The sequence below is a fragment of the Bacillus sp. OTU530 genome, from assembly GCF_038440375.1.
In genome coordinates this window covers 1-244 of sequence record NZ_JASATP010000191.1, presented here as the reverse complement: position 1 = coordinate 244, position 244 = coordinate 1, and the positions used below count along the sequence as shown (strand labels likewise).

At 51.6% G+C, this 244-nt stretch carries 1 protein-coding gene; it reads left to right on the top strand.

Annotated elements, in window-relative coordinates:
- Nucleotides 1-244: carboxypeptidase-like regulatory domain-containing protein (locus tag AAHB12_RS32065; protein ID WP_446715646.1), on the top strand; the 244-nt coding region annotated here is incomplete at its 3' end.

Sequence of the window (244 nt, the reverse complement as noted above, 5' to 3'; positions counted from 1 at the left end):
ATTGCAGGAGCCGGGGTTGTCACGGTCGTCCAAGGCAGCGGGATAATTGTCGCGTCGACCCAAACAGACCAAAACGGCAGCTATCTGTTAACTGGCATTGCCCCTGGAAGCTATAACGTGGTCTTTTCGGCAGAGAATTTTACGAGCCAAACCGTGTCTGTGAATTTAACGGCAGGAGAAACGGAAATCATCAACCCAGTGTTAACCCCAAATCCGGCCACGATTAACGGAACGGTCCGAGATG